At 70.2% G+C, this 14,638-nt stretch carries 11 protein-coding genes and 2 pseudogenes; 5 read left to right on the top strand and 8 right to left on the bottom strand.

Features of this window, described 5'->3' with window-relative positions; all coding sequences use genetic code 11:
* Window positions 1–939 carry a LysR family transcriptional regulator gene (locus tag H1Q64_RS21990; RefSeq protein ID WP_237905602.1) on the bottom strand — a complete coding sequence of 313 codons (939 nt, stop codon included), beginning with the start codon at window positions 937–939 and terminating at the stop codon, window positions 1–3.
* Window positions 940–1,252: 313 nt separating this feature from the next.
* Between H1Q64_RS21990 and paoA the strand changes: the two genes are divergently transcribed.
* The 4 genes and pseudogenes from paoA (at window position 1,253) to H1Q64_RS22010 (ending at window position 5,745) form a co-directional block, all read left to right on the top strand.
* Window positions 1,253–1,936, top strand: a complete 684-nt coding sequence (gene paoA, locus H1Q64_RS21995; RefSeq protein WP_237905603.1) for an aldehyde dehydrogenase iron-sulfur subunit PaoA — start codon at window positions 1,253–1,255, stop codon at window positions 1,934–1,936.
* Window positions 1,933–2,883 carry an FAD binding domain-containing protein gene (locus H1Q64_RS22000; RefSeq protein ID WP_237905604.1) on the top strand — a complete coding sequence of 317 codons (951 nt, stop codon included), beginning with the start codon at window positions 1,933–1,935 and terminating at the stop codon, window positions 2,881–2,883. Before paoA ends, H1Q64_RS22000 begins: the two co-directional genes overlap by 4 nt.
* A gap of 3 nt (window positions 2,884–2,886) precedes the next feature.
* Window positions 2,887–5,081, top strand: a pseudogene (gene paoC, locus H1Q64_RS22005) (aldehyde oxidoreductase molybdenum-binding subunit PaoC).
* A gap of 121 nt (window positions 5,082–5,202) precedes the next feature.
* Window positions 5,203–5,745, top strand: a complete 543-nt coding sequence (locus tag H1Q64_RS22010; protein ID WP_237905605.1) for a glycine zipper 2TM domain-containing protein — start codon at window positions 5,203–5,205, stop codon at window positions 5,743–5,745.
* Between the two features lie 15 nt (window positions 5,746–5,760).
* Here H1Q64_RS22010 and H1Q64_RS22015 read toward each other — a convergent pair.
* Window positions 5,761–6,036: pseudogene (locus H1Q64_RS22015) on the bottom strand (transposase); the annotation flags it as partial.
* A 71-nt stretch (window positions 6,037–6,107) separates the two neighbouring features.
* Here H1Q64_RS22015 and H1Q64_RS22020 point away from each other — a divergent pair.
* Window positions 6,108–6,737 carry a LysE family translocator gene (locus H1Q64_RS22020; RefSeq protein ID WP_237905606.1) on the top strand — a complete coding sequence of 210 codons (630 nt, stop codon included), beginning with the start codon at window positions 6,108–6,110 and terminating at the stop codon, window positions 6,735–6,737.
* Window positions 6,738–6,757: 20 nt separating this feature from the next.
* Here the strand turns inward: H1Q64_RS22020 and H1Q64_RS22025 are convergent, their stop codons facing one another.
* From H1Q64_RS22025 to H1Q64_RS22050, 6 genes are all read right to left on the bottom strand, one after another.
* Complete coding sequence (locus tag H1Q64_RS22025) at window positions 6,758–7,786, bottom strand: 4-(cytidine 5'-diphospho)-2-C-methyl-D-erythritol kinase (protein WP_237905607.1); 1,029 nt, start codon at window positions 7,784–7,786, stop codon at window positions 6,758–6,760.
* Between the two features lie 101 nt (window positions 7,787–7,887).
* Window positions 7,888–9,582, bottom strand: a complete 1,695-nt coding sequence (locus H1Q64_RS22030; protein WP_237905608.1) for a tetratricopeptide repeat protein — start codon at window positions 9,580–9,582, stop codon at window positions 7,888–7,890.
* Between the two features lie 181 nt (window positions 9,583–9,763).
* Window positions 9,764–10,774 (bottom strand): phosphotransferase, encoded by a 1,011-nt coding sequence (locus H1Q64_RS22035; RefSeq protein ID WP_237905609.1) that lies wholly within the window; start codon window positions 10,772–10,774, stop codon window positions 9,764–9,766.
* Window positions 10,771–11,307, bottom strand: coding sequence for a molybdenum cofactor biosynthesis protein B (gene moaB / locus H1Q64_RS22040; protein WP_237905610.1), 537 nt, complete (start codon window positions 11,305–11,307; stop codon window positions 10,771–10,773). The genes H1Q64_RS22035 and moaB overlap by 4 nt, the downstream gene beginning before the upstream one ends.
* Window positions 11,294–13,264, bottom strand: a complete 1,971-nt coding sequence (locus tag H1Q64_RS22045; RefSeq protein WP_237905611.1) for a lytic transglycosylase domain-containing protein — start codon at window positions 13,262–13,264, stop codon at window positions 11,294–11,296. The genes moaB and H1Q64_RS22045 overlap by 14 nt, the downstream gene beginning before the upstream one ends.
* A 462-nt stretch (window positions 13,265–13,726) precedes the next feature.
* The gene (locus H1Q64_RS22050) at window positions 13,727–14,593 is read right to left on the bottom strand and encodes a uracil-DNA glycosylase (RefSeq protein ID WP_237905612.1); all 867 of its coding nucleotides are present in this window, start codon (window positions 14,591–14,593) and stop codon (window positions 13,727–13,729) included.
* Window positions 14,594–14,638 lie beyond the last annotated feature (45 nt).

Consider the following 14,638-nt stretch of genomic DNA (forward strand, 5'->3'; position numbering starts at 1 on the left):
CTAGGACGCCGCCGCTTCCTCGTCCAGCAGGAGGGTGCCGGGCCAGTCGCCGCCGCCGACCAGATCGCGCACCACCCGCAGGAAGGTCTCGCGCACCGCCGCCGCGGCTTCGGTCACCGGGGCGCCGCGGGGCCGGCAGAGATGGACCGAGCGGCGCAGGGATGGCGAAACGATCAGCCGGGCGGAGACCTGGCCCGCCCGCCATTCCTCCATCACCGCCGAGATCGGCAGGACCGAATAGCCCACCCCCTTGGCGACCAGCGCCTTGATCTGGGGGAGCCCGTTGATCTCCACCGCCACGGTGACGATGGTGCAGGTCTCGCGCGCCACCCGTTCGATGCGGTCGCGCAGGTTGTGCGGGCGGCTCGGCAGGATCAGGTCCTTGCCGGCCAGCTCGTCGAAGGCGATCTCGCCATCGTCACCGCCCGGCGGCCCGATCAGGTAGAGGTCCTCGCCCACCAGCGATTCGGCCAGCAGGGTGCGGGACCGCGTCACGTCGTAGATGCAGCCGAAATCCAGCCGGTCGTCGTTCAGCCATTCCAGGATCGTTCCGCTGAAGGATTCGACCACCCGCAGCGACACCTGCGGCAGCTCGGCGCGGACCGCCTGGACCAGGGGAACCGCCGCCACCAGCGCCACCGACGAGGTGAAGCCGACGGTTACCAGCCCGCTCGGCGTGCCCGAGCAGTTGCGCACCTGTTCGGTCGCCTGGGCGACGTGGCGCAGGATGATCTCCGCATGCTCGTACAGCCGGGTGCCGGCGGCGGTCGGCTTGACCCCGTGGACGCCGCGGGTCAGCAGCTTGACTCCGAGGCCCGCCTCCAGATTGCGGATGTTGTGGCTGAGAGCCGGTTGGGCGACGTTCAGCTTCTGAGCCGCGGCCGTGAAGGAGCCTTCATCGACGATGCCGATGAAATACCGCAACTGACGCAGATCCAACGCTCACCTTCCTTTGCCCAGCCCTTTGCCTGCGGGATCGACAATCCCCCGCCTCGGCCAATCATGTCGGTGCGCTGCAAGCGGATCAAGGCAAGTGGATGAGGAAAGCGCCGGGCAAACCCGGTTCAACCATCTGCAGGGCCGCTGCGTTCCATTGATCCGTTTCATAAGACTTATCAGAGACCGGCGGGTAATCCACGGACCGGCACGGCCTAGCTTTTCCCCATCCGCACAAGCGGATGAGCCGTCCGCACGCCTGCGCCCCGCCCCGCGGGGCCGGGATTACAGCCAGGAAGGGAAGAGGATTTCACCGATGCACCATTCCGGCGACCTCGACATGACGCGGCGCGGCCTCCTGCTTGGGACCGCCGCCACCGCCGCGCTGACGGCGACGCCGTTCCGGGCGCCGGCGCGGGCGGCCACCGTTGGAGAGACCGCCATGCCACCCCCCGCGACCGGAGCCGACGCGCCGTCCCTGTCGCCCGTTCTGTCCAAGGTCACCTTCACCGTGAACGGGCAGCGCCGCGACCTCGAACTCGACACGCGGACGACGCTGCTCGACGCGCTGCGCGAGCATCTTCACCTCACCGGCACCAAGAAGGGCTGCGACCACGGCCAGTGCGGGGCCTGCACGGTCATCGTGGACGGGCAGCGCATTAACTCCTGCCTGACGCTCGCCGTGATGCACGAGGGCGGCAGCGTCACCACCATCGAAGGGCTGGGCCTGCCCGGCAAGCTGCACCCCATGCAGGCCGCCTTCGTAGAGCATGACGGCTACCAGTGCGGCTACTGCACGCCGGGCCAGATCTGTTCGGCGGTGGCGATGCTGGACGAGATCAAGGCCGGCGTGCCCAGCCACGTCACCGCCGACCTGACCGCGGCGCCGCAGGCCACCGTGGACGAGTACCGGGAGCGGATGAGTGGCAACATCTGTCGCTGCGGCGCCTATTCCAACATCGTCGATGCGATCTCGGACGTCGCACGGAGGGAGGCATGAGACCCTTCACCTACGAGCGGGCGGACTCCCCCGCCGCCGCCGCCGCCGCGGTCGAGCGCCGGCCGGGCGCCAAGTTCATCGCGGGCGGCACCAACCTGCTCGACCTGATGAAGCTTGAGATCGAGACGCCGGCCCATCTGATCGACGTCAACGGGCTGAAGCTCGACACGCTGGAAGCGACGCCGGACGGCGGGCTGCGCATCGGCGCGCTGGTGCGCAACACGGCGCTGGCCGCCGACCAACGGGTGCGGCGCGATTACGGCGTGCTGTCGCGCGCCCTGCTCGCCGGGGCGTCGGGCCAGCTGCGCAACAAGGCGACGACGGCGGGCAACCTGCTCCAGCGCACGCGCTGCCCCTACTTCTACGACACCAACCAGCCCTGCAACAAACGCCAGCCCGGCAGCGGCTGCGCCGCCATCGGCGGCTACAGCCGGCAACTCGCCGTGGTCGGGTCGAGCGACGCCTGCATCGCCACCCACCCCAGCGACATGGCCGTCGCCATGCGCGCGCTGGACGCCACGGTGGAGACGGTGCGGGCCGACGGGACAACGCGGACGATTCCCATCGCGGAGTTCCACCGGCTGCCCGGCGACACGCCGCACATCGAGACGGCGCTGGTGCCCGGCGAACTCATCACCGCGGTGACGTTGCCCAAGCCGGTCGGCGGCACCCACGTCTACCGCAAGGTGCGTGACCGCGCGTCCTACGCCTTCGCGCTGGTCTCCGTCGCGGTGGTGGTGCAGCGCGACGGCGGCGGCCGGGTGGCGCTGGGCGGCGTGGCGCACAAGCCCTGGCGCGTCGAGGCCGCCGAGGCCGAGATGCCGCGCGGCGCCAAGGCGGTCACCGCCGGGCTGCTGGCCGATGCGAAGCCGACGCACGACAACGCATTCAAGCTGACCCTGGTCGAGCGGACGCTCGCCTCGGTGCTGGCCGAAGCGAAAGGGTGAGACATGAAGTTCGACACTCCCGCGACCACCAACCCGATCGACCAGCTGAAGGTGGTGGGCAAGCCGACCGACCGCATCGACGGCCCGCTGAAGACGACGGGAAAGGCCACCTACGCCTATGAATGGCACGACGTGGCGCCGAACGTCGCCTATGGCTGGGTCATCGGATCGGGCATAGCCAAGGGGCGCATCGCGTCCATGGACCTGGAGGCGGCGCGGAAGGCCCCCGGCGTCGTCGCCATCGTCACGGCGGAGAACGCCGGCTCCCTCGACAAGGGCAAGCGCAACGCCGCGACCCTGCTCGGCGGGCCGGAGATCGAGCATTACCAGCAGGCCGTCGCCCTGGTGGTGGCGGAGACCTTCGAGCAGGCGCGCACCGCGGCGGGGCTGGTGCGCATCGACTACACCGCCGCGGACGGCGCCTATGATCTGGCCGCGGCCAAGGACAAGGCGGAGAAGACCAAGGACGGCGATTCCGTCGTGGGTGATTTCGCGGGCGCCTTCGCGGCGGCTCCTGTGAAACTCGACGAGACCTACACCACGCCGGACGAGAGCCACGCGATGATGGAGCCGCACGCGACCATCGCCGCCTGGGAGGGCGACCGGCTGACCGTGTGGACCTCCAACCAGATGATCGACTGGATGGTCACCGACCTGTCGGCGACGCTGAAGATGCCGAAGGACAAGGTGCGCGTCATCTCTCCCTTCATCGGTGGGGGTTTCGGCGGGAAGCTGTTCCTGCGCGCCGACGCGCTGCTGGCGGCGCTTGGCGCGCGGGAGGCCGGGCGGCCGGTCAAGGTCGGGCTGTCGCGGCCCCTGATGATGAACAACACCACGCACCGCCCCGCCACTATCCAGCGCGTCCGCATCGGCGCCACGCCGGACGGCACGATCACCGCCATCGCCCATGAGAGCTGGTCGGGCAACCTGCCCGGCGGCTCGGAGGAGACGGCGACCGACCAGACGCGGCTGCTCTACGCCGGGGCGAACCGCCTGATCGGCAACCGCATCGCCACGCTCGACCTGCCCGAGGGCAACGCCATGCGAGCGCCGGGCGAGGCGTCGGGGATGATGGCGCTGGAGGTCGCCATGGACGAGATGGCGGAGAAGCTGGGCATGGACCCGGTGGAGTTCCGCATCCGCAACGACACCCAGAGACCGACCCCGCCGACCCCCACCGGCCCTTCTCGCAGCGCCAGCTCGCGCAGTGCCTGCGCCTCGGCGCCGAGCGGTTCGGCTGGGCGAAGCGCAACCCGCAGCCGGGGCAGGTGCGCGACGGGCGCTGGCTGGTCGGGCTGGGCGTGGCGTCGGCTTTCCGCAACAACCTGCTGACCAAGTCGGCGGCGCGGGTGCGGCTGGACCAGCGCGGGATCGTCACGGTCGAGACCGACATGACCGACATCGGCACCGGCAGCTACACCATCATCGCCCAGACCGCGGCGGAGATGATGGGGGTGGGCTTGGACAAGGTGGCGGTGCGGCTCGGCGATTCGAGTTTCCCGGTGTCCGCGGGCTCGGGCGGGCAATGGGGCGCCAACAACGCCACCGCCGGGGTCTATGCCGCCTGCGTGAAGCTGCGCGAGGCGGTGGCGCAGAAGCTCGGCGTCAACTCCGCCGACGCGCAGTTCGCGGACGGTCAGGTCGTCGCCGGCAACCGCAGGGTCCCGTTGGCCGAAGCGGCGGGCGCCGACGGCCTGTCCGCCGAGGATGGCATCGAATACGGCGACCTCGACAAGAAATATCAGCAGTCGACCTTCGGTGCCCATTACGTGGAGGCGGCGGTCGACGCCGCGACCGGCGAGATCCGCGTGCGGCGGATGCTGGCGGTCTGTGCGGCGGGCCGCATCCTGAACCCGAAGTCGGCGCGCAGTCAGGTGATCGGCGCCATGACCATGGGCGTCGGCGCCGCGCTGATGGAGGAACTGGCGCTCGACAAGCGGACAGGCTTCTTCGTCAACCACGACCTCGCCGGCTACGAGGTGCCGGTCCACGCCGACATCCCGCACCAGGAGGTGATCTTCCTGGACGAGGCCGACCCGATCTCCTCGCCGATGAAGGCGAAGGGAGTGGGCGAGCTGGGCCTGTGCGGCGTGGGTGCGGCGGTCGCCAACGCGGTCCACAACGCGACGGGCCTGAGAGTGCGCGACTACCCGATCACGCTCGACAAGTTCCTGGACCGGCTGCCGGCGGTGGGGTGAGGTTGCTCTTGCCCCACCCCCTTCGCGCACCCCCAAAATTGTCACGCGCTTCCCGGTTGTCGGATGGATGAAGACTCCAGCCCCGGATGTTCATTCGGGTGAGACGTACCCTGGAGCCATCATGACGCACATCCGCTTCACCCCCAAATCCCTCGCCATCGCGCTGCTGGCCGGTGTGGCGGCCCTGGGCGCGGGGGTGTCCCCGGCCCTCGCCGACCCGCCGGACTGGGCTCCGGCCCATGGCTGGCGCGCCAAGCAGGAGCGCCATCATGAGCGTGCACGCCATGACCGTGGCCGCTATTACGAGCATGGCTACATCGACGGCGGCTATGGCGACGGGCGCGTGGTGATCGTCCGCCGCCCTCCGCCGGTTGTGGTCTATGAGGAACCGCCGGTCGTGCATTACGCCCCGGCCCCCGTCTACATCGAGGAGCCGCCGCCGGTGATCGTCCAGCAGCGCCCGCGCGTGGTCCGCGCGGCGCCGCAGGTCGTGGAATGCGGGCCGCTCGACGGCGACCTGATCGGCGTGCTGGGCGGGGCCGCGGTCGGCGGGCTGGTCGGCTCGCAGTTCGGGCGTGGCGACGGCAAGCTGGCGGCGACGGCCGCCGGCACGCTGGGCGGCGCCATGCTGGGCGGCGCGATGACCCGCGGCGGTGGTTGCTAAAGCGGTTTTCGATCCGGTGGCATAGCCGGTGTTTCTGAAGAGGTTTCGGCACGCGTCTGGGCGATAGAGTTCGGTGGTACGCGCGACGGCATTCCAGAAGCCGTCGCGCGTCCGCTCGGCGGCCTTGCCCAGCAGAGCCTTGAGCTTGGCGAAAGCCTGCTCGATGGGATCGTAGTAGGGGCTGTAGGTCGGCAGGTCGAGAATCTGGGCGCCACGCGCCTCGACCCCCTCGCGCCCCCCGGTCACCTTGTGGCTGGGCGGGTTGTCGAGGATGAGGAGGTCAGACTGTTCCTGGGAAAATCGGAGATTGTAAGCCGGCCAGATTCATGGATCAGTCGAGGGCTATCCAGAGGGAGATGATGATGCCGATAGAAGCTTGGCTTGCCTTTACCGCAGCATCCGCGGTGTTGTTGATCATCCCGGGCCCCACGATCCTGCTTGTGGTATCCTATGCGCTTGGTCAGGGCCGGCGTTCGGGGCTCGCCACCGTCGTCGGCGTTGCGCTCGGTGACTTCACCGCCATGACCGCATCCATGCTGGGTTTGGGTGTGGTGCTAGCCGCCTCGTCCCTGCTCTTCACCGCATTGAAATGGATTGGGGCGGCCTATCTCGTGTATCTCGGCCTCAAGTTGTGGCGCGCCCCGGTTGTCGAGGCCGCTTCAACAGAGCCGGCTCCTGCCGTGTCGCCCTTCCGTATGGCCCTTCATACCTATGCCGTGACGGCGCTGAACCCCAAAAGCATCGTCTTCTTCGTTGCCTTTCTGCCGCAGTTTGTCGATTCCACTCAGCCGCTTTTGCCACAAATACTGATCATGGAAGCCACCTTCCTGGTTTTGGCGACCCTGAACGCCACGTTGTACGCACTTCTGGCCTCGGCGGCGGGACGAGCGGTGCAGCGCCCCTCAATCCGACGGATTTTCAATCGGACAGGGGGAGCCATGCTTATCGGGGCGGGGGTAATGACCGCAACGTGGCGGCGAACGGCGTCTTAATACGACGGCCCGCATGAGGGTCAGCCGACGCCCCAGCCGCCGGTGTCCGGGAAGGGGACCGGCGGCGCCGGGGCGGTGGTGACCGCCGATGGCGCCACCAGCCCCTTGGGCAGTGGCGGCGCGTCCGCCGGGGTCGGCAGGAGCCGCGCGGACTTCGCCCACCAGCGCGGCTGCGCCGCCTGGATCGACCGGGCGGCCTCGGCCGCCGCCTCCGCATCGGCATAAAGGCCGAAGCAGGTCGCCCCGCTGCCCGACAGGCGGGCCAGCAGGCAGCCGTCCGTGCCCTCCAGCGCCGCCAGCGCGTCGGCGATCACCGGGGCAACGGTCAGCGCCGGTTCGGTCAGGTCGTTGCGCCGCTCCTTCAGCAGCGCGGCCAGCGCCGCGGCGTCGGCCGGCGCCTCGGTAAAGCGGGCCGGTGCCGAGAAGGTGCGTTTGACGATGCCCTTGCGGGCCTTGAACACGGCGGGGGTCGGCACCGGCACGCCGGGGTTGACCAGAACCGCAAAGGTTTCCGGCAGGGCCGGCGCCTCCTCCAGCACCTCTCCCACGCCGCCGAAATAGCAGCTCCGCCCGGCGACGCAGACCGGCACGTCGGCGCCCAGCGATGCCGCGATCTCATAGAGGCGCGGGTCGGTCACCGGCACGCCCCACAGCCGGGCCAGGGCGCGCAGCGTCGCCGCCGCGTCCGCCGAGCCGCCGCCGATCCCGGAGGCGATGGGCAGAACCTTCTCCAGCACGATCATCGCGTCGGCCTCGCGGCCCAGCCGGGCGGCCAGCGCGTGGGCGGCCCGGATGACGAGGTTGTTCGCCGGATTCTCCCCCATCAAGGCCGGGCCGAAGGGGCCGGAGATGGCCAGCCGCGGCCCGACCGGCGGCAGGTCCACCCCGCGCAGCGCGATCCGCGCCACGCCCGGCTGCACCGTCACCCGGTCCGCCACGTCGGCGAAGGCGACGAGGCTGTCCAACTCGTGATAGCCGTCGTCCCGGCGGCCCACCACATGCAGATAGAGGTTCAGCTTGGCCGGCGCGGCCTCGGCGATGGCGCTCATGGTCGGGTCCCCCGAAACGAAAAGCCCTTCTTCCCGGCAGGGGGAAGAAGGGCTTTATGCGGCATGGGTGTCGCTAGCGCCAGAGCCTATGCAGGCGCCGCTTACTGAACCTTCGCCGGAGCGGCCTCGGCGGCCTTGGGGTCCACCAAGCCCTTGTCCAGCTTGGCCCGGATGTCCTCCTTCTGCGGCTCCTCCTCCGCGGTGCGGAGCGCGCGGGTCCACTGGAAGCGGGCCTCGTTGCGGCGCCCGACGCGCCAGTAGGCGTCGCCCAGATGATCGTTGATGGTGGCGTCGGTCGGCTTCAGCTCCACCGCACGCTCCAGCTTCTCCACCGCTCCTTCGAAATCGCCGGTGCGGTAGAGCGCCCAGCCCAGGCTGTCGACGATGTAGCCGTCCTTGGGGCGCAGGGCGACGGCCTTCTCGATCATTTTCTTGGCCTCCTCCAGGTTCAGCCCACGGTCGACGTAGCTGTAGCCCAGATAGTTCAGCAGGAAGGCCTCGTCCGGCTTCAGCGCCAGCGCCGCCCGCAGGTCGCGTTCGGCGTCCGGCCAGCGATCCACCTTGTCGTAGGACATGGCGCGGGCGTAGAGCACCGCCCAATGCCGCTCTTCCGGCGTGCCGATGCGTTCCAGCGCCTTGCTGTAGCTGTCGGCGGCCTCGCCGTAGCGCTTGGCGACGCGGTACAGGTCGCCCAGCCGGATCAGCGCGTCGGTCCGCTCGGGACGTTCGGCGGACAGGGCGGAGAAGGCGGCGATGGCGTCATCGGTGCGTTCCAGCCGGGCGAGGCTCTCGGCGGCGCGCAGCCGGGCGGTCCAGCCCAGCACCGGGTCCTTCTCCAGCGCCTGGAACTCGACCAGCGCGTCGGCGTGGTGGTCGCGGTTCTCCATGATGTCGCCGATCATCAGCCGCGCCAGCGACAGGTCGGGGCGCAGATGAAGGGCGATCCGCCCGAACAGCAGAGCGGTTTCCTCCGCCCCCTCGTGATGGATGGCGCTGCCCAGGTCGAACAGGGCCTCCGCCAGCCCCTGCTTGGCGTCGGACACCACCGGGGCGGCGGCCTTGCCCTCGTCCAGCGCCTTCAGCGCCGGCTCGACCATCAGGCTGTCGGGATTGCCGGCGCGGAAGGACTCGTACAGCTTGCGGGCTTCGTCCTTGCGGCCGGTGCGCTCGTAGAAGCTGCCGACGATCTGGATGACGCGCAGCGGCGCCTCCTTGTCCAGCACGCGGGCGAAGCGCTCCCCGGCGGCGTCCTTGCGCCCGCCCAGCTCCAGCAGCAGACCGGCGTGCAGGTCGTGCAGGGCGGCGAAGCCGCTGGCCGTGGAGAGCGGCTCCAGCGCCTTCAGCGCCGCGTCGGTCTTACCCTCCGCGGCGGCCAGCCAGGCGTCGATCAGCGGGCCGATGTACTTCGCCATGCCCTCCTTGGGCATGCGCGCGGCCATGGCCTTGGCTTCCTTCAGCTTGCCGCGGGCCAGATTGTCGGAGGCCAGCAGGGCGATGGCCATCTGCGGGTCGTTGTCCTGTTCCAGCAGCCGCTTGGCGAGGTCGATGGCGGCGTCGAACTGCCCTTCGCCCAGCTTCAGCAGGTAGGTGCGGCGCAGAAGCGTCAAGTCGCCGGGGTCGGCGGACAGGGCGTGCGCCATGAACAGGGCGGCGGCTGCCCAATCGTCCTGACGCTGGGCGAAGCGCCCGGCCAGATAGCTGCCCGTCGCCGAGGTCAGCGACGGACGCTCCGTCGCCGCCGGGGCCGCGGCGACGGCGTTGCCGGCCGGCAGGAGGCCCGCCGTCGAAAGGAGCAAGGCGCCAAACGCCGTCCGACCAAATCGGGCCCGGCCAAATCGGAATGTCATCATGCCGCGTCCACCTGCACGCCTACGGAGTCCGGATCAGGAAAGCCTGAAACTCGATTCCTCAGTCTAACACCAACCGCCGGCAAGGGTTAACCACGCTGCGGCCCGAACCATCGCATGTCTCGGCCGCTCAATGCTCCCCGTCCTGGCGCCATTCGGCGGCGACACGCCGGATGACGTCCGGGCGGAGGACGTCAACCGCGTGGGCGTCCATGTGGGCCGCCAGCGAGTCCGGCATGTCCGGCGACAGGGCCGCCCCCTCCACCCGCCAGCGGGCCATCCAGGACAAAGTGCGCAGCCAAGTCAGCCGGCGCAAGGGCCGGCGCCACGGTCGCACCGCTTCGGCCAGCGCGGGCGGCACCGCGGCCTCCCAGGCCGCGTGGAACGTCGCAACCTCGTCCGGCGCCAGCACCGCCGCGACCTCCCGCTCCCACATGGTGGAGGTGTAGAGGCTGGCGTGGGCGAGGTCGATGGCCGGGTGGCCGTACTGGGCCTTCTCCAGATCGGTGAACCACGCTTTGCCGGCGTCGTCGATCAGGAAGTTGCCGGGGTGGACGTCGCTGCCGACCAGCGTGATGGGAATCGGCGCCGCGCAGCGGAAAACGCGGGCGGCCTCCAGTTCCTTTTCAAGCAACGCCAAGGCGTCCGGCGCCAGCCCGGCGCGCTCGAACCACACCGCCTGCCGCTCCACCTGGGCCAGGGTCGCCGCCACCGGGTCGGCGGGAGCGGGCAGGGGGGCACGCTCGCCGTCCGGGGGCAGGGGCAGCGCGTGCAGGGCGGCGAGCGCCCGCGCGATGGCCGGCATGTCGCCCGGCAGGCGCGGCGGGCGCCCGACGATTTCCGTCACCACCAGCGCCCCCATGGGCAGCTCCGGCCCCGGCGGCAGGACGGCGGCCAGTTCCGGTGTGTGGCCGCCGGGGGCGGCGCGGCGGAAGGCGGTGGCCTGCTGCTCCAGATTGGCGAAGGGGTCGAGCCCGAGCTGGCTCCAGCGCGGGACGCGGGCGACCAAGCCTTTTCCCGACAGCCTCACATGGTCGTGCGCCACGCCCCGGCGCGGCATCGGTTCCAGCGCGCCTTGCGGCAAACCGGCGAAGGCCGGCAGCCGCGTCAGGGCGCCGTGAAGACCGGCGGTGCCGGTCACCCCTGATGCTCGCGCAGGCGCGGCATCAGTTCGACGAGGTTGCAGGGACGGTGCCGGTTGTCAAGCTGGAAGACCAGGATGTCGTCCCAGGCGTCGCGGCAGGCGCTGGGCGAACCCGGCAGGGCGAAAATGTAGGTGCCGTTGGCGACCCCGCCGGTCGCCCGGCTCTGGATCGTCGAGGTGCCGACCTTGGCGTAGCTGAGTTGGCGGAACAGCTCCCCGAAGCCGGGGATCGCCTTGTCGAACAGCGCCTCCACCGCCTCCGGCGTCACGTCGCGGCCGGTCACGCCGGTGCCGCCGGTGGTCAGCACGACGTCGACCTCCGGATCGGCGATCCAGGCCTGGACCTGGGCGCGGATGGCGGCGACGTCGTCCTTCACGATGGCGCGGGCGCCCAGCCGGTGGCCGGCGCCGGTCAGCCGCTCCGCCAGCGCGTCGCCCGAGCGGTCGTCGGCGAGCGTGCGCGTGTCGGATACGGTCATGACGGCGATGTTGACGGGCAGGAACGGGCGGGTTTCGTCAATTTTCGGCATCGGCGGATTCGGCGTGTTGCGCGACCTGGGTGGACCGGGCCGCCGGGAAGACATCCACCGGCATATAGACCGGCCAGCCGCCCGCCGCAACGGCGTCCAGCGATTCGATTTCCTGCCCCAGGCGGAGCCGGTAGATCCAAAAGTTGGCGACGACCTTCTCGACGTAGTTCCGCGTCTCGGCGTAGGGCAGGCTCTCGATGAAGAGCAGCGGGTCGTTGCCGATGTCCGACAGCTCCCGGCGCCAGCGCGCCAGCGTGCCGGGGCCGGCGTTGTAGGCGGCGGCCAGCAGGAACAGGTTGTTGCCGATGTCCTGGCTGTTCAGAAGCTCCGCCATGTAGCGCTGCCCGAGCTCCATGTTGGTGGAGGGGTCGAACAGGCCTGCGCGGGCGGCGTCGGCCTCGCCGATGTCGGCGTTGCGCTCCTGCACATGCTGGGCGGTGGCGGGCATGATCTGCATCAGACCGGTGGCCCCGGCGGAGCTGACCAGCCGCGGGTCGAAGCGCGATTCCTGCCGCATCACCGCGAAGACCAGCGCGCGGTCCACGGCGAACCCGTCGCGCGGCTTCCAGTGCGGCACCGGGTAGAGGGCCGCCGTGTAGGGCGCGCCGTCCGGACCGGCCACCGCGTTGCCGACCTGGAGCGCCAACCCCGGCAACCCGGCGCGGTCGGCCAGCGCCACCAGCGCCTGCTCGGCCAGCGCGTCGCCGCGCGGGTGGATGCGGCGCAGTTCCAACTCCGCCGTTTCGCGCTGTCCAGCCTGGATCAGGGCGATGGCGCGGGTGCCGCCGGGCAGGGCGGACAACGCCTTCAGATGGTCCCCGGTCAGCTCCGGCGTGCGCCAGTTGAGGTCGCCCGAGCCGCCCAGCTTGCGGTGGGCGAGAAGTCCATAGAAGGTGTGCGGGTAGCGCGCCGCTGCGGCCAGATGGGCGCGGGCCTGCTCCTCGCGGCCCCGGCGGGCGTGGGCGCGGGCGGCCCAGAAATCGGCAGCGGAGGCCAGCCAGGGCGATCGCGGTCCAGCCTCGGCCAGATTGGTGAAGTGGCGGGCGGCGCGGTCGTACTGCTTCAGCCGCCAAGCGGCGAGGCCGGCGATCCAATGCGCCTCCGTCAGCGCCGGGCCGGAACGGGCGGCGCTGGCCGAGGCCAGCGACAGCGCCTGAGTCACGTCGCCGGAATAGTAGAGCGAGGCGGCAATGCGCGCCCGCGCCTGGTCGTACTGCACCGAATCGAGGCTGCGCCCGAAATCGTCCTGGTTGAGCAGGGCGAGCGCCGCCCCCGGCTTGCCGGCGCGCAGCAGCTCCGTCACGCGGGACGGGGTGGTGTGGTTGGCGCGGCTGGCGGTGCGGCTGCGCGGGGCGACGGTGATTCTGGCCTTGTCCTCGGCCGCCTCGGCGCTCTTGTCCGGGTCGGACTGGTCCTCGTCGGAGACGGCCTCCGGCAGCGGTTCGGGGCGCAGGCCGCCCAACCGCTCCAGCGATCCGGTCAGCCGCTCCCCGTCGCTGCCGCGCGGCGGCTTCAGGGCGCGCTGCTGGCCGGCGGGGGCGCGGCGCTGGGCCAGGGCGTGAATGCGCTCGGCGCCCGGCAGGTCGCCGTAGCGCTGGAGCCAGCCGGCCAACTCGTCGTAGCTGGCTTTGCGGTCGGGGTGCAGATAGCGCTGGCGCAGCACATGGCCCATCAGGCGGCGGTCGCGCAGCAGGCGGATTTCCCAGTCGGCGCCTTCCCACTCGCCTCGTTCCTGCAGGGCGAAGATGCGCCGGTAATGGCGGGCGTCCTCTTCCGTCAGCTGGACGGCGCGCGCGTCGGCGTCCGTCGCCAGAAGCAGATTTTGCTCGGCACGATCGAATCCCGGCGGGACGACGGGGCGTCCATCCGGCGCGTGGATCACAAGGCCGGCCTGGGCTGGGCGATAGCTGCCCGTCGGGTCGGGTGCCGCGCACAGCGCCAGCGCCACCCCCGTCACTCCCAAGACCTTCCGCCGCAGCGAGACGGTGTTTGCTGCGCTGCACAATATCCGGAACATGATATTCGAATAACCGCACTGGACGGGAATCGCAAGAAGATGATTCCCCAACAGCGGTCAATGCCGCCTGTTCACAAGGATTTTCAGCAACTTAGTGGGAGCGGAAAAATGGCCCTAGCCCAGTGGAAAGACCCTTTTGGCGCAAGGTCATGGGTCTTTCTGTGCCGTTTGGCGCAACGGCATAGCGGCGACTTGGTAAACCACTCCGATCTTTCGAAGTACTTGAGTAATGTTTGGAATGTCTATGGATGTCGAATGTTCGAATGACCGCGCAAGAAAAGACGCAATAAGAGAGGCATTTTATGAAATGGGCGTCATTAACCACTGCGGTGGCGGGTTTGCCCCCTCCCCTGTGTCAGCGGGAGAGGGTTGGGGAGGGGGCAAAACGACGATTGCGGTTGGTCAACCCGGAAAGCGCTGGCGAAGGGTCAGCAGGTCGCGCCACGCCTCGCGCTTGGCGATGGGGTTGCGCAGCAGATAGGCCGGGTGCAGCATCGGGAGGACCGGCACCGGGCCGGACAGGCCGGGGGAGGCGTAGTCGAACCAGCGGCCGCGCAGGCGGGTGATGCCCTCCGCCCGGTTGAGCAAAGTCTTGGCGGAGGTGCCACCCAGCGGCACCAGCACCTTCGGTCCGATCAGCTCGACGTGCCGTTCCAGGAAGGGCAGGCAGGCGGCGATCTCCGCCTGGGTCGGTGACCGATTGCCGGGCGGGCGCCAGGGCAGGATGTTGCTGATGTAGACCGTGCTGCGATCGAGTCCCACCTGGGCCAGCATGCGGTCAAGCAGCTTGCCGCTGACCCCGACGAAGGGCTTGCCCTGCCGGTCCTCGTCCTCGCCCGGCGCCTCGCCGATCAGCATGATGTCCGCAGCGGGATTGCCGTCCGCGAAGACCGTGTTCATCGCCGTCGCCTTCAGCGGGCAACCGTCGAAGGCGCGCAGCGCCGACTCCAGCTCCTCCAGGCTGCGCGCCTCGGCAGCGCGGGCGCGGGCGCTCGCCCCGGCCTCGCTGGCGCCCAGCGGCAGGTCCGCCGTGACGGGCGCACCGAACATCGACGCGCCGGAGGGACCACCGAACGCCGACCGCGGCGTCGTCGCCGGCGCGGGGCGCGCCGCGGCGGGCGGCAGCGCCGAGGCGCCGGCCGGCGCACGCGCCACCGTCGGCCGGGCGGCCAGCGTCGCCCAGTCCAAGGGCTCGTCCCCGATGGCTTCGTCGCACCCGATGTCGACGTGCCAGCGCAGGGCCGCGAGGATGTCGCATTGGTCAATCATCGTTTGACCTTACCACGGCTCCTGTGGTCTTACATGGGCTTAGAT

Source organism: Azospirillum brasilense (genome assembly GCF_022023855.1).
Classification (GTDB): Bacteria; Pseudomonadota; Alphaproteobacteria; order Azospirillales; family Azospirillaceae; genus Azospirillum; species Azospirillum brasilense_F.

What these genes read in the sequence shown, in the direction of transcription:
- moaB (WP_237905610.1), bottom strand. Translation starts at nt 11,307, where the DNA reads ATGCCGAAAATTGACGAAACCCGCCCGTTCCTGCCCGTCAACATCGCC.
- H1Q64_RS22050 (WP_237905612.1), bottom strand. Translation starts at nt 14,593, where the DNA reads ATGATTGACCAATGCGACATCCTCGCGGCCCTGCGCTGGCACGTCGAC.
- H1Q64_RS22010 (WP_237905605.1), top strand. Translation starts at nt 5,203, where the DNA reads ATGACGCACATCCGCTTCACCCCCAAATCCCTCGCCATCGCGCTGCTG.
- H1Q64_RS22020 (WP_237905606.1), top strand. Translation starts at nt 6,108, where the DNA reads ATGCCGATAGAAGCTTGGCTTGCCTTTACCGCAGCATCCGCGGTGTTG.
- H1Q64_RS22000 (WP_237905604.1), top strand. Translation starts at nt 1,933, where the DNA reads ATGAGACCCTTCACCTACGAGCGGGCGGACTCCCCCGCCGCCGCCGCC.
- H1Q64_RS22025 (WP_237905607.1), bottom strand. Translation starts at nt 7,786, where the DNA reads ATGAGCGCCATCGCCGAGGCCGCGCCGGCCAAGCTGAACCTCTATCTG.
- paoA (WP_237905603.1), top strand. Translation starts at nt 1,253, where the DNA reads ATGCACCATTCCGGCGACCTCGACATGACGCGGCGCGGCCTCCTGCTT.